Annotated in this window: 14 protein-coding genes, 1 tRNA gene, 1 pseudogene and 1 riboswitch; of the genes and pseudogenes, 11 read left to right on the plus strand and 5 right to left on the minus strand. The window is 70.8% G+C overall.

The genetic code is table 11. The features are described from left to right. Window positions 1–34 precede the first annotated feature (34 nt). Entirely contained in the window at window positions 35–1,342 is a 1,308-nt protein-coding gene (locus tag B100_RS0115710) for a PTS transporter subunit EIIC (protein WP_024885393.1), read from the minus strand. 185 nt (window positions 1,343–1,527) lie between these two features. Here B100_RS0115710 and B100_RS0115715 point away from each other — a divergent pair, with 185 nt between their 5' ends. The 4 genes from B100_RS0115715 (at window position 1,528) to rdgB (ending at window position 3,790) form a co-directional block, all read left to right on the plus strand. After that, window positions 1,528–1,761 carry a PTS glucose/sucrose transporter subunit IIB gene (locus B100_RS0115715; protein ID WP_024885394.1) on the plus strand — a complete coding sequence of 78 codons (234 nt, stop codon included), beginning with the start codon at window positions 1,528–1,530 and terminating at the stop codon, window positions 1,759–1,761. Window positions 1,762–1,872: 111 nt separating this feature from the next. Beyond that, entirely contained in the window at window positions 1,873–2,610 is a 738-nt protein-coding gene (gene rph / locus B100_RS0115720; RefSeq protein WP_024885395.1) for a ribonuclease PH, read from the plus strand. 141 nt (window positions 2,611–2,751) lie between these two features. Then, entirely contained in the window at window positions 2,752–3,150 is a 399-nt protein-coding gene (locus B100_RS0115725; protein WP_024885396.1) for a hypothetical protein, read from the plus strand. A 37-nt stretch (window positions 3,151–3,187) separates the two neighbouring features. Beyond that, entirely contained in the window at window positions 3,188–3,790 is a 603-nt protein-coding gene (gene rdgB / locus B100_RS0115730) for an RdgB/HAM1 family non-canonical purine NTP pyrophosphatase (protein WP_024885397.1), read from the plus strand. Between the two features lie 40 nt (window positions 3,791–3,830). On the opposite strand, the gene B100_RS0115735 is transcribed toward rdgB, so the two are convergent. From B100_RS0115735 to bcp, 3 genes and pseudogenes are all read right to left on the minus strand, one after another. Then, window positions 3,831–3,913, minus strand: a tRNA-Leu gene (locus B100_RS0115735). Window positions 3,914–3,926: 13 nt separating this feature from the next. Continuing rightward, window positions 3,927–4,265, minus strand: a pseudogene (locus tag B100_RS36475) (HNH endonuclease); the annotation flags it as partial. A 6-nt stretch (window positions 4,266–4,271) separates the two neighbouring features. Beyond that, a complete protein-coding gene (gene bcp, locus B100_RS0115740) occupies window positions 4,272–4,739 on the minus strand; it encodes a thioredoxin-dependent thiol peroxidase (protein ID WP_024885398.1) in 468 nt (155 codons plus the stop codon). A gap of 138 nt (window positions 4,740–4,877) precedes the next feature. Between bcp and B100_RS0115745 the strand changes: the two genes are divergently transcribed. The 3 genes from B100_RS0115745 to B100_RS0115755 all read left to right on the plus strand — a co-directional run bounded on the left by B100_RS0115745 (window position 4,878) and on the right by B100_RS0115755 (window position 6,139). Beyond that, complete coding sequence (locus tag B100_RS0115745; RefSeq protein ID WP_024885399.1) at window positions 4,878–5,207, plus strand: DUF3618 domain-containing protein; 330 nt, start codon at window positions 4,878–4,880, stop codon at window positions 5,205–5,207. A 114-nt stretch (window positions 5,208–5,321) separates the two neighbouring features. Next, window positions 5,322–5,624: a GroES family chaperonin gene (locus B100_RS0115750; protein WP_156698885.1), complete on the plus strand. Its 303-nt coding sequence runs from the start codon at window positions 5,322–5,324 to the stop codon at window positions 5,622–5,624. 99 nt (window positions 5,625–5,723) lie between these two features. After that, window positions 5,724–5,784, plus strand: a riboswitch (guanidine-III (ykkC-III) riboswitch). Window positions 5,785–5,818: 34 nt separating this feature from the next. Beyond that, window positions 5,819–6,139, plus strand: coding sequence for a DMT family transporter (locus B100_RS0115755; protein WP_024885401.1), 321 nt, complete (start codon window positions 5,819–5,821; stop codon window positions 6,137–6,139). Window positions 6,140–6,145: 6 nt separating this feature from the next. On the opposite strand, the gene B100_RS0115760 is transcribed toward B100_RS0115755, so the two are convergent. Then, window positions 6,146–8,683 carry a transglycosylase domain-containing protein gene (locus tag B100_RS0115760; protein WP_024885402.1) on the minus strand — a complete coding sequence of 846 codons (2,538 nt, stop codon included), beginning with the start codon at window positions 8,681–8,683 and terminating at the stop codon, window positions 6,146–6,148. A gap of 285 nt (window positions 8,684–8,968) precedes the next feature. On the opposite strand from B100_RS0115760, the gene B100_RS0115765 reads away from it, so the two are divergent. From B100_RS0115765 to B100_RS0115780, 4 genes are read left to right on the plus strand one after another with little or no spacing between them, the layout of a single operon-like run. Further along, on the plus strand, window positions 8,969–9,754 hold the full coding sequence (locus tag B100_RS0115765) for an ABC-2 family transporter protein (protein WP_024885403.1): 786 nt from the start codon (window positions 8,969–8,971) through the stop codon (window positions 9,752–9,754). Continuing rightward, on the plus strand, window positions 9,747–10,568 hold the full coding sequence (locus B100_RS0115770) for an ABC transporter permease (protein WP_024885404.1): 822 nt from the start codon (window positions 9,747–9,749) through the stop codon (window positions 10,566–10,568). Before B100_RS0115765 ends, B100_RS0115770 begins: the two co-directional genes overlap by 8 nt. Window positions 10,569–10,576: 8 nt before the next feature. Further along, complete coding sequence (locus tag B100_RS0115775) at window positions 10,577–11,590, plus strand: ATP-binding cassette domain-containing protein (protein WP_024885405.1); 1,014 nt, start codon at window positions 10,577–10,579, stop codon at window positions 11,588–11,590. Between the two features lie 33 nt (window positions 11,591–11,623). Continuing rightward, a complete protein-coding gene (locus tag B100_RS0115780; protein WP_024885406.1) occupies window positions 11,624–12,472 on the plus strand; it encodes a DUF1707 and DUF2154 domain-containing protein in 849 nt (282 codons plus the stop codon). The last annotated feature ends 14 nt before the right edge of the window (window positions 12,473–12,486 follow it).

The raw sequence follows: 12,486 nt of genomic DNA on the forward strand, positions 1-12,486 counted from the left end.
CGAGGGCTTCGACAGCCACCTCCAGCCTAGGAGATCAACGCCTCGCCGCGTCCTCCACCTCCTCCTCCGGCTCCCGCCCCGGAGTCTTCAGATCGAACCGCGTGATCGCGAAGCGGAACACCACGTAATACACGGCCGCGAACACCAGACCGATCGGAATGATCAGCCACGGCTTCGTCGCCAGATTCCAGTTGATGACGTAGTCGATCAGCCCCGCCGAGAAACTGAACCCGTCGTGCACCCCCAGCCCCCACGTCACCGCCATCGACACACCCGTCAGCACCGCGTGCACCGCGTACAACGCCGGCGCGATGAACAGGAACGAGTACTCGATCGGCTCCGTGATGCCCGTCACGAACGACGTCAGCGCCACCGACAGCATCAGACCGCCGATCTCCTTGCGCCGGCTCGGCCTCGCACAGTGCGTGATCGCCAACGCCGCCGCCGGCAACGCGAACATCATGATCGGGAAGAACCCCGACAGGAACTGACCCGCGTCCGGATCACCCGCCAGGAACATGTTGATGTCACCGTGCACCACCGTGCCGTCCGGCTTCGTGAACGACCCGAACTGGAACCAGATGGGCACATTCAGGAACTGGTGCAGCCCGATCACCAGCAACGCCCGGTTCGCCACACCGAACACCCCCGCACCCCACGCGCCCAGCCCCGTCATCCAGTCACTGAAACTCTCCAGCGCGTCACCGATCGGCGGCCACACCCACAGACACAGCGCCGCGAACACGATCGCCGCGAACGCCGTGATGATCGGCACCAGCCGACGCCCGTTGAAGAAGCCCAGCCAGTCCACCAGCTTCGTCCGGTGGAACCGCTGCCACAGATACGCCGCCGTCAACCCGATGACGATGCCGCCGAACACCCCCGGATTCTGGAAGTCGAACGCCGTCACCGTCCCGTCCGCCAGCTGACAGCCGATGCTCGGAACCGCCTCCGACCCCTCCGGACAGTCCTTCGGGAACTGCCGCAGCACATTGAAGTAGACGAGGAACCCCACCACCGCCGCCAACGCCGTCGACCCGTCCGCCTTCTTCGCCATCCCGATGGCCACACCCACACAGAACAACAGCGGCAGCCCCAGCGAACCGTCCAGCAGCGCCCCACCCGCACCCGCCATCACCTTCGAGACGTTCGTCCAGCCCAGACCCTCGTCCCCGAACACGTCCGGCTGCCCCAGCCGGTTGAGGATCCCCGCCGCCGGCAGCACCGCGATCGGCAGCTGCAGACTCCGCCCCATCTTCTGCAGCCCCTGGAACAACCGGTTCCAGCGCTCCCGCACGGGGCTCACCCCGGTGTCCGGACCGGCGGGGGTCTCGGCACTCATCAAGTCCCCTTCACCGGACGGCCATGACGGGTTTGGCGGCAGTCCTCCCGGTGGTGTAGACCAGTGAGGCAGGACGGTTCCGCTGTCGTGACGCCCATCATCGAGCGCCCACGACATGACCGCTCGCAAAGATGGGCCAACTGTGGGTTACTGCGACAAAGCGGTTCGGATCAGGGAGAACGAACATGGCCACCAAGGCTGAGAAGATCGTTGCCGGGCTCGGCGGCATCGACAACATCGAAGAGGTCGAGGGCTGCATCACCCGCCTCCGCACCGAGGTCCTCGACCCCTCCAAGGTCGACGACACCGCCCTCAAGGCCGCCGGCGCCCACGGCGTCGTCAAGATGGGCAGCGCCATCCAGGTCGTCATCGGCACCGACGCCGACCCCATCGCCGCCGAGATCGAAGACATGATGTGAGCCACCCCGCCACATGACGCGACCGCGGCCACCCACCGGCCGCCACCGCACCCCGGGCCCCTTCCCACCACACGGAAGGGGCCCACCCCGTCTGCGGCTAGGCTCGACGCCATGTCTCGCATCGACGGCCGCACCCCCGAACAGCTCCGCCCCGTCACCATCGCACGCGGCTGGAGCAAACACGCCGAAGGCTCCGTCCTCGTCTCCTTCGGCGACACCAAAGTCCTCTGCAACGCCTCCTTCACCGAAGGCGTCCCCCGCTGGCGCAAGGGCAGCGGCGAGGGCTGGGTCACCGCCGAATACTCCATGCTCCCCCGCGCCACCAACACCCGCGGCGACCGCGAGTCCGTCCGCGGCCGCATCGGCGGCCGCACCCACGAGATCAGCCGCCTCATCGGCCGCTCCCTGCGCGCCGTCATCGACTACAAGGCCCTCGGCGAGAACACGATCGTCCTCGACTGCGACGTCCTCCAGGCCGACGGCGGCACCCGCACCGCCGCCATCACCGGCGCCTACGTCGCCCTCGCCGACGCCATCACCTGGGCCCAGGGCAAGAAACTCGTCAAGCCCGGCCGCAAGCCCCTCACCGGCACCGTCGCCGCCGTCTCCGTCGGCATCGTCGCCGGCGTCCCCCTCCTCGACCTCTGCTACGAGGAAGACGTACGCGCCGACACCGACATGAACGTCGTCTGCACCGGCGACGGCCGCTTCGTCGAAGTCCAGGGCACCGCCGAGGCCGAACCCTTCGCCCGCGACGAGCTGAACGCCCTCCTCGACCTCGCCGTCACCGGATGCACCGAACTCGCCGCCGCCCAGCGCATCGCACTCGATACCCTCCTCGAAAAGTAAAAGGCACCCCAAGGACCGGGGCCGGCGTGAGCAACCGCGCCGGCCACCGCCGCGTCTGAAGGGATACGGGCGCACGGCTCAACCCCGCGCGCCCGGCCGACAAACCGGGCCCCACCGGCCCGACGAGGGAGGGAACCTTCCATGGCCTCGAGCCGCCGACGCCGCACCGCAGCCGTCGCCGCCACCCTGGCGGCCGTCGCGCTCACCGCCGGACTCACCACCGGCTGCGACGCCGTCGACAAGGCACTGGACTGCGTCCGCACCGCCGACGCCGTCGCCGAGAGCGTCACCGACATGCAGCAGGCCGTCGAGAACGCCTCCAACGACGTCACCCAGCTCGAGGAAGCACTCGACTCCGTCGAGAGCAACCTCGGCAAACTCCGCGACGAAACCGACAACGCCGACGTCGGCAAGGCCGTCGACGGCCTCGACAAGGCCGTCGCCAACGTCCGCACCTCCATCGACAACGGCGACACCACCCCCGACCTCAGCCCCGTCACCGACGCGGCAGGCGAACTCACCAAGGTCTGCACCCCGTAACGACGGCCCCCGCCATGGGCCCAGGGATACTGGGCCCATGACCCGCCTGATCCTCGCCACCCGCAACGCCGGAAAGATCACCGAGCTCCGCTCGATCCTCGCCGACGCGGGCCTGCCCCACGAACTCGTCGGCGCCGACGCCTACCCCGACGTCCCCGACGTCAGGGAAACCGGCATCACCTTCGCCGAGAACGCCCTCCTCAAGGCCCACGCCCTCGCCCGGGCCACCGGCCTGCCCGCCGTCGCCGACGACTCCGGCCTCTGCGTCGACGTCCTCGGCGGCGCCCCCGGCATCTTCTCCGCCCGCTGGTCCGGCACCCACGGCGACGACAAGGCCAACCTCGACCTGCTCCTCGCCCAGCTCGCCGACATCGCCGAGGAGCACCGCGGCGCGTCCTTCGCCTGCGCCGCCGCCCTCGCCCTCCCCGACGGCACCGAGCGGGTCGTCGAGGGCCGCCTCCACGGCACCCTCCGCCACGCCCCCGCCGGCACGAACGGCTTCGGCTACGACCCGATCCTCCAGCCGGAGGGCGAGACCCGCACGTGCGCGGAGCTGACCCCGCAGGAGAAGAACGCGATCAGCCACCGGGGGAAGGCGTTCCGGGCGCTGGTGCCGGTGGTCAAAGAACTGCTGGGCTGAGACGCGGCTGGGGGCCGCCCAGGCGGGCGGCCCCCAGAGGTGCGGCCGGTGGGATTCGAACCCACACGGGCTTTCGCCCACGGCGTTCTAAGCGCCGACTGTCTACCATTCCAGCACGGCCGCATGCCAGGCCATGCTAGCGGTCAACGGGCGTTTGCCTACCCCGGCCTCCTCGGCACCACGTGGTTGTAGTGGCGTGACAGTTGGGGCACAGCAACCGCAGGTTTTCCTGCCGGTCGTCGCTCCAGTCCCCGTTGACGTGATCGACCTCCAGGGTCATGGGCCTGCCGAGCCACTCGGGCCCCGTACCGCACTCTGCGCACTCGTTCAGCACGCCGACTTCGAGCAGCGCCCGGCGCAGCAGCACGGTGCGGGTGCGGCGGCCGTCGTCGTGCTTGACCAGGATTTCGTCGGACGGTCTGACGGGAGTCACGCCGGGCTTGCCCCGCTGATGGGCCTGGCCCAGGAAATGGCTCCGGCGTCAGATGCCCAGGTCCTTGATGATCTTGGCCACGTGGCCCGTCGCGCGGACGTTGTACAGGGCGTGTTCGACCTTGCCCTGCTCGTCGACGACGATCGTGGAGCGGATGACGCCCAGGTAGGTCCTGCCGTAGTTCTTCTTCTCGCCGAAGGCGCCGTAGGCGTCGAGGACCTTCTTGTCCGGGTCGGCGAGGAGGGTGACCTTCAGTGACTCCTTCTCGCGGAACGTGGCGAGCTTCTCGGGCGCGTCGGGCGAGATGCCGATGACGTCGTAGCCCGCGCCGGCCAGCAGCTCGAGGTTGTCGGTGAAGTCGCAGGCCTGCTTGGTGCAGCCGGGGGTCAGCGCCGCCGGGTAGAAGTAGACGATGACCTTGCGGCCCTTGTGGTCGGCCAGCGACACCTCGTTGCCGTCGGCGTCGGGCAGGGTGAAGGCGGGGGCCTCGTCCCCGGGCTGGAGGCGTTCGCTCATCGGTCTGGTCTCCTCGTACGTGCACTGCGTGGATCGGGTGCCGGGATCGAGGGTAACCGGGGGTCCTGACAGTGCGGCGCGGCCTGGAGCTGACAGACTGTCCGGCACAGGCAACATGTGGATTGCGGAGGCGACACGGTGGCGGACACGGCGGACACCAGGACCCCGGCGCAGATCGAGGCGGACATCGAGCGTCGCCGTTCGGCGTTGGCGGAGACGCTGGACGAGATCGGGGTGCGGGTGCACCCGAAGACGATCGTGGGGGACGCGAAGGCCAGGGTCGTGTCGAACGTCGACCACACGCTGGGCCGCGCCTATGTGGGCGTGAACCGTGTGGTGAGCGACGTCAAGGCGCAGTTCGTGGACGAGGCGGGCGCGCCGCGGCTGGAGCGGGTGGTTCCGGTGGCGGTGCTGGTGGTGGGGGTCGTGGGGCTGCTGGCCCTGGGGTCCCGCAGGCGGCGGCGCTGACGTGCCGCTGGACGGTCACCCCTCCCGCGTGCGTCCGTCGTCGAGGCAGGTAGGTTTCAGGCTGTGAGCGCCAAGAGAAACGACAGTTCCCCGCACGACAAGCTGCCGATCCGGATGCTGCACGACCGTGTGCTCGTGCGGCAGGAGACCGGTGAGGGTGAGCGGCGGTCGGGTGGCGGCATTCTCATTCCCGCGACGGCGGCGGTGGGCCGTCGGCTGGCCTGGGCCGAGGTGGTCGCGGTGGGGCAGAACGTGCGGACGGTGGAGCCGGGTGACCGGGTGCTGTTCGACCCGGAGGACCGGGCGGAGGTCGAGGTGCGCGGTACGGCGTACGTGCTGATGCGGGAGCGTGATCTGCACGCGGTGGCCGCGGACCGTTTCGAGGGGTCGGAGGACTCGACCGGGCTGTACCTGTAGGTCCGGGGTTCCAGCTGTCCGGAGGGCCGGTGACGGGTGTCACCGGCCCTTTTCGTGTGGTCGGTTACCGTGGAGGGTCCTGTACGGCGTCCTGTGTGGCGTGACCGTGCGGGCCCCGACGAGACGCGCCGTACCGGGGTGAAGGCAAAGACGACGCACCCCCGTTTCGCTGTCGTGTCCCGGAGGTGCCTGTCATGGCCTGGGTTCTGTTGGTGGTCGCCGGTCTGCTGGAGGTCGGCTGGTCGATCGGTATGAAGTACACGGAGGGCTTCACCCGTCTGGTGCCGAGTGTGCTGACGGGCGCGGGCATCGTGACGAGCATGCTGCTGTTGTCGTACGCGGCGCGGACGCTGCCGATCGGTACGGCGTACGGCGTGTGGGTGGGGATCGGCGCGGCCGGGGCGGCGGTGCTGGGCATGGTGGTGCTGGGGGAGCCGGTGACGGCGGCCCGGATCTTCTTCATCTGTCTGCTGCTGGTCGCCGTGGTGGGGCTGAAGGCGACGTCGGGCCACTAGCGGCCGCTAGTTCCAGCGGCGTCCGTCGAGGGCGCCGCTGAGTCCGCCGGGTCCGGGGAGTTCGTCGCGGTTGCCGCCGTCGTCGGTGTCGCCTGCGGTGTCGCCGCCTCCGGTGCCGGTGCCGCCGTCGGTGGAGTCGCCGCTCTCGCCTCCGGTGGGGGAGCCGGTGGTGGTGCCGCCGGTGCTGTCCTGTTCCCCGGTGTCGCCGCTCCCGCCGCCGGTGCGGCTGCCGCTGTCGTCGGGGGTGGGGCTGTCGGTGTCCTCGTCGTCGGGCGCGTCGCTCGTGGTGGCGGACGGGTCGTCGGAGGAGGACGCGCCGGTGCTGGAGTCGGGGGCGGGCGGCTGGCTCTCGTTGGCGCCGGGCTGGAGGCGCAGGTCGAAGGAGCGTACGGCGGCGCCCTTGAGGGCGTCGCGGGTGTACTGGCCCCAGATCTCGGCGGGGGCGCCCCCGCCGTTGACGCGGGGCAGGCCCATGGCGCCGTAGAGGGACTTGTGGCCGGCGGTGACGGGGTCCTGGCCCATGACGGCGACGACGGTGGCGAGGTCGGGGGTGTAGCCGGCGAACCAGGCGGCGGTGTCCTCCTCGGCGGTGCCGGTCTTGCCGGCGGCGGGGTGTCCTGAGGTCTGGGCGGCGGTGGCGGTGCCGTTCTCGACGACGCCCTTGAGGACGGCGGTGGTGGTGTCGGCGGCCTCGCGGCTGACGGCCTGGCGGGTGCGCCGGTCGGGCAGGGTGACGTCCTGGCCGTTCTGGGTGACCTTCTCGACGAGGGTGTACGGGGTGTGCTTGCCGTGGTTGGCGAGGGTGGCGTACGCCTGGGCCATGTCGAGGACGCTGGCGGTGGCGACGCCGAGGGCGATGGAGGGGCCGGCGTCGTCGAGGCTGGGGGTGTCCTTGGACAGGCCGAGGTCGATGGCGGTGCGGCGGACCTTGTCGGGGCCGACGTCGACGGCCATCTGCGCGTAGACGGCGTTGACGGACTTGTCGGTGGCCTCGCGGACGGTGATGTCGCCGTAGTCCTCGTGGTCCTCGTTCTCGGGTGCGTAGCGTTCGCCGGGCCAGCCCTGGACGGGGCGTTCGCTGGTGCCGTCGTAGCGGGTGGTGGGGGTGATGCGGCGGCCGTCCTGGGTGCGGGAGCCGTTCTCGACGGCGGCGGTGAAGACGAACGGCTTGAAGGAGGAGCCGACCTGGAAGTCCCGGCGGGTGGCGTTGGGGGTGTACTGCTTGACGTAGTCGATGCCGTTGTACATGGCGACGACCTTGCCGGTCCGGGGGTCGACGGAGGCGCCTCCGGCGCGTACGTAGGTGTCGACCTTGCGGTCGTCCTGGTCGAGGCGGTCCATGAGGTTGTCGTTGACGGCGTCGACGAAGGCGTCCTGCTTGTTCTTCTGCAGGGTGGTGGTGATGCGGTAGCCGCCGGTGTCGAGGGAGGTCTCGTCGACGATGTTCTGGTCGACGAGGTGTTTCTTGACGATGTTGACGATGTAGCCGCGCTGGCCGGACATGCCGGTGGAGTGGGTGGCCCGCTTGGGGGCGGGGAAGGTGAGGCGGGCGCGTTCGGCGGGGTCGAGCCAGCCTTCGTCGACCATGCCGTCGAGGACGTAGTTCCAGCGGTCCTCGACGAGGGCGCGGTTCTCGGGGTGGGCGACGACGTCGTACTGGCTGGGGGCGTTGACGAGGGCGGCGAGGTAGGCGGCGCGGCCGGCGTCGAGTTCGGCGGCGTCCATGTCGTAGTAGGCGTGGGCGGCGGCCTGGATGCCGTAGGCGCCGCGGCCGAAGAAGCTGGTGTTGAGGTAGCCCTCGAGGATCTCGTCCTTGGTCTGGTTCCGGTCCAGCTTGATGGCGATGAAGAACTCCTTCACCTTGCGGGTGACGGTCTGCTCCTGGCGCAGGTAGTAGTTCTTCACGTACTGCTGGGTGATGGTGGAGCCGGACTGTTTGCCCTTGCCGGTGACGGTGTTCCAGGCGCCGCGGACCATGGCCTGGGGGTCGACGGCGGACTCGGTGTAGAAGTCGCGGTCCTCGGCGGCGAGGACGGCGTGCTGGGCGTCCTCGGAGATCTGGGCGAGTGTGACGTTCTCGCGGTTGACCTCGCCGTCGCGGGCGATGACGGAGCCGTCGGCGTAGAGGTAGACGTTGGCCTGCTGGGTGGCGGCGGCGTTGGCGGCGGGGATCTGGACGAGGGCGTAGCCGAGGAGGAAGCCGCCGACGAGGAGCAGGGCGGTGACGAGGAACGCGCCGAGGACCATGCGCCAGGTGGGGACGGCGCGGCGCCAGCCGGTGCGGCGGGCCTTGCGGGCGGCGCGCCGTTCCTGACGGGCGGCTTTGCGCGCGGCGCGGGGGTCGTCGGGACGGGTACGACCGGGTTCATCCGTTCGTGTGACGCCGGGTGCGTCGGGTCCTTCGGCCGCGGTGGGTTCGCCGGGGCCGGAGGGTGCCGTGCCGTCGTCCTCGCCGCCGGTGCCGGGGCGGGGGGTGCCGGGCGTCCGGGGTTCGTGCGATGCCCAGCCCGGCCGGGGCTTCTTCGGCTGCGGCTCGTCGCTCATGTCGTGCACGGACTCCTGTTTCGCCTTGTTCGTTCCCGTACGCCTCTTGTGTACGCGTACGCCTCATGCGTGCCTCTTATTGAAGACTGTCGCATCCGGCGCCGCGTTCGCAGACGGCGACGCGCGTCACGCACCCGTGCGGCTTCCCGGGTTCGGCCGCGCCGAACGTTCCCCCGACCGGCGGACGGGACGGGAAACCCGTGGCGGCGGATCCGGCGCGCGCACTAGGCTCCTGCGCTTCGGTGGCGACAGCGGGAGGGGGACGAGGGCGTGGGCTCGGCGCGGTTGTACCTGGCCGTGGCGGTCCGGGGTTTCCGGCGGTACGCGTCGTACCGGGCGGCCACCGTGGCCGGGGTGTTCACCAACACGGTGTTCGGGCTGATCCTCGTGTACACGTATCTGGCGCTGTGGGACGAGCGTCCGGATCTCGGGGGGTACGACCAGGCGCAGGCGGTGACGTACGTGTGGCTGGGGCAGTGCCTGTTCGCGGCGCTGGCGCTGCAGGGCGGGGGCGTGGAGCAGGAGCTGATGGAGCGGATCCGCACCGGTGACATCGCGGTGGACCTGTACCGGCCGGCTGATCTGCAGCTGTGGTGGCTGGCGAGCGATCTGGGCCGGGGGATGTTCCAGCTGCTGGGGCGGGGTGTGGTGCCGTTCCTGGTGGGCGGGCTGCTGTTCCCGACGGCGCTGCCCACGCGGTTCGACGCGTGGGCGTCCTTCGCGGTGGCGCTGGCGCTGGCGGCGGTGGTGAGCTTCGCGATCCGCTACCTGGTCGCGCTGAGCGTGTTCTGGCTGCTGGACGGTACGGGCGTCAACCAGGCGATGATGATTCTCGGGGTGTTCTTCTCGGGCATGGTGCTGCCGCTGAACGTCTTTCCCGGAGGGTTCGGCGAGGTCGCGCGGGCGTTGCCGTGGGCGGCGCAGCTGCAGGTGCCGGCGGACGTGCTGATGGGGGAGACGGGCGCGGCGGGGGCGTTCGCGTTCCAGGCGGTGTGGGCGGTGGTGCTGCTGGCGGCGGGCCGGCTGGTGCAGTCGGTGGCCACGCGCCGGGTGGTGGTGCAGGGTGGCTGAGCGCGGCGCGGTGCTGGAGGGCCTGCGGGCGTACCGGATGATCGCCGGGATGTGGGTGCGGTCCGGGATGACCTACCGGGCGTCGTTCGTGTTCACGCTGTTCGGGAACCTGGTGATGACGGGCCTGGACTTCGTGGGGATCCTGCTGATGTTCTCGCACGTCGACTCGCTGGCCGGCTGGTCGCTGCCCGAGGTGGCGTTCCTGTACGGGGCGTCGGTGACGTCGTTCGGGATCGCGCATCTGGCGGCCGGTTCGATGGCGCAGCTGGGCTCCCGGATCCGGGACGGTTCCTTCGACGTGCTGCTGGTGCGGCCCGTTCCGGTACTGGCGCAGGTCGGCGGGGACCGTTTCTCGCCGCGCCGGCTGGGCCGGCTCGTGCAGGGCGGGGCGGTGCTGGGCTGGGCGCTGGCGGCGGCGGACATCGACTGGACGGTGGCGCGGGTGCTGCTGGTGCCGCTGATGGTGCTCTCCGGTGCGGCGATCTTCGTCGCGGTGTTCGTGGCGGGCGCGGTCTTCCAGATCTACGCGCAGGACGCCGCCGAGGTGCAGAACGCGTTCACGTACGGCGGGACGACGATGCTGCAGTACCCGCCGAGCGTGTTCGGGAAGGACCTGGTGCGGGGGGTGACGTTCGTGCTGCCGCTGGCCTTCGTCAACTGGGTGCCGGCTGCCCAGGTGCTGGGGCGTCCGTACCCGGTGGCGCTGCCGGACTGGGCGGCGTTCGCGTCGCCGCTGGTGGCGGCGGGGTGCTGTGCGCTGGCCGGGCTGGCGTGGCGGACGGGTCTCAGGTCGTACATGAGCGTGGGGAGTTGAGCGGGCGGATGCACACGACAGCCGGACCGGACACCGGTGCCGAGGGGTTCATCGCGCTGGAGGGGGTCGAGAAGGTCTTCGACGTGCGCAGGCGCAAGGGGCTGCTGCGGCGGGAGCGGCACCAGGTGCGGGCCGTGGACTCGATCTCGTTCACCGTGGCGCGTGGGGAGATGGTCGGCTACATCGGCCCGAACGGTGCGGGGAAGTCCACGACGATCAAGATGCTGACGGGCATCCTCACGCCGAGCGCGGGCCGGCTGCGGGTCGCGGGGATCGACCCGTCCCGGGAGCGGACCCGGCTGGCCCACCGCATAGGGGTGGTGTTCGGGCAGCGCACCACGCTGTGGTGGGACCTCCCCTTGATCGATTCGTACAAGCTGATGCACCGCATGTACCGGATTCCCGGCGTCCGGTACCGGGAGAACCTCGCCCGGCTGGTCGAACTGCTCGACCTGGGCGATCTGTTGGAGGTGCCGGTGCGGCAGTTGTCGCTGGGGCAGCGGATGCGCGGGGACATCGCGGCGGCGCTGCTGCACGACCCGGAGGTGCTGTACCTGGACGAGCCGACGATCGGCCTGGACGTCGTCTCCAAGACCCGGGTGCGGGACTTCCTGCGGCAGGTGAACGCGGAGCGCGCCACGACGGTGCTGCTGACGACGCACGACCTGCAGGACATCGAGCAGGTGTGTTCCCGGGTGATGGTCATCGACCACGGCCGGCTGGTGTACGACGGGGCGCTCGCCGGGCTGCACGAGGTGGGGGAGAGCGAGCGGACGCTGGTGGTGGATCTGGAGCGGGAGTGCCCGCCGGTCGAGGTGCCCGCGCCCGCGCGTGTGGTGCGGGTGGAGGGGCCGCGGCAGTGGGTGGCGTTCCCGGCGTCGGAGTCGGCGGCCGGGCTGGTGGCGCGGATCGCCGACCGTTACCCGCTGGTCGACCTGTCGGTGCGGGAGCCGGACATCGAGGCCGTGATCGCGAAGATGTACGCGGAGCGGGCCGGGCGTACCCCGACGCAGTCGTCGTAGCCGTGTGACGGGGACAACTCGTAGGCTGCTGTCATGACCGACGACGTACCCGCCCCGGACCTCCGTGCCGCCGACGCCGACCGCGAACGGGTCGCCGAGATCCTCCGGGACGCCCTCGCCGAGGGCCGCCTGGACATGGAGGAGTTCGAGGAGCGGCTCGACGCGACGTACAGGGCGCGCACCTACGGGGAACTGGCACCGATCACCCGTGACCTGCCCGGTGCGGGCACGGCCCCGGTGCCTGCCGTCTCCCTGACGAAGGACCCTGCGGGCGGAGGCGGTTGGGCGGACCGCATCGTCGGCGGGGACGAGTCGGGGACGTCGAGCTGGGCGGTGGCCGTGATGAGCGGCTTCCAGCGCAAGGGGCGGTGGACGGCGCCGCGGCGCTTCAACTGTTTCGCCTTCTGGGGCGGCGGCGAGATCGACCTGCGCGAGGCGAACTTCGCGGACCGGGAGATCGTCATCAACGCCGTCGCGATCATGGGCGGGGTGGAGGTGATCGTGCCGCCCGGCGTGGAGGTCGTGGTGCGCGGCGTCGGCATCATGGGCGGCTTCGACCACCGCGAGGAGGGTATGCCGGCCGAGCCGGGCGCCCCGCGCGTGGTCGTCACGGGCCTGGCCTTCTGGGGCGGCGTCGGCGTCGAGCGCAAGCTGCCCCGCGCGGAGCGGCAGCGGCTGCGCGAGGAGCGCCGCCAGGAGAAGCTCGAACGCAAGGAGGAGCGGCGCCGGCAGCACCTGGAGCGCACGGAGCGGCAGCGTCAGGAGCACCTGGAGCGCTCGGACCGGCACCGCCGTGAGGTGGAGGCGCCCCGCCCGCTGCACGACCCGCTGAACCTGCACTCCCCGCACCGCCGGCCCGAACCCCGCCCGGAGGACGACTGACGGCCGCCACGGCA

Source organism: Streptomyces sp. CNH189 (assembly GCF_000527195.1).

Coding starts and splice junctions, on each gene's coding strand:
- B100_RS0115710 (WP_024885393.1), bottom strand. CDS start 1,342: ATGAGTGCCGAGACCCCCGCCGGTCCGGACACCGGGGTGAGCCCCGTG.
- B100_RS0115715 (WP_024885394.1), top strand. CDS start 1,528: ATGGCCACCAAGGCTGAGAAGATCGTTGCCGGGCTCGGCGGCATCGAC.
- rph (WP_024885395.1), top strand. CDS start 1,873: ATGTCTCGCATCGACGGCCGCACCCCCGAACAGCTCCGCCCCGTCACC.
- B100_RS0115725 (WP_024885396.1), top strand. CDS start 2,752: ATGGCCTCGAGCCGCCGACGCCGCACCGCAGCCGTCGCCGCCACCCTG.
- rdgB (WP_024885397.1), top strand. CDS start 3,188: ATGACCCGCCTGATCCTCGCCACCCGCAACGCCGGAAAGATCACCGAG.
- bcp (WP_024885398.1), bottom strand. CDS start 4,739: ATGAGCGAACGCCTCCAGCCCGGGGACGAGGCCCCCGCCTTCACCCTG.
- B100_RS0115750 (WP_156698885.1), top strand. CDS start 5,322: ATGCTGCACGACCGTGTGCTCGTGCGGCAGGAGACCGGTGAGGGTGAG.
- B100_RS0115755 (WP_024885401.1), top strand. CDS start 5,819: ATGGCCTGGGTTCTGTTGGTGGTCGCCGGTCTGCTGGAGGTCGGCTGG.
- B100_RS0115760 (WP_024885402.1), bottom strand. CDS start 8,683: ATGAGCGACGAGCCGCAGCCGAAGAAGCCCCGGCCGGGCTGGGCATCG.
- B100_RS0115775 (WP_024885405.1), top strand. CDS start 10,577: ATGCACACGACAGCCGGACCGGACACCGGTGCCGAGGGGTTCATCGCG.
- B100_RS0115780 (WP_024885406.1), top strand. CDS start 11,624: ATGACCGACGACGTACCCGCCCCGGACCTCCGTGCCGCCGACGCCGAC.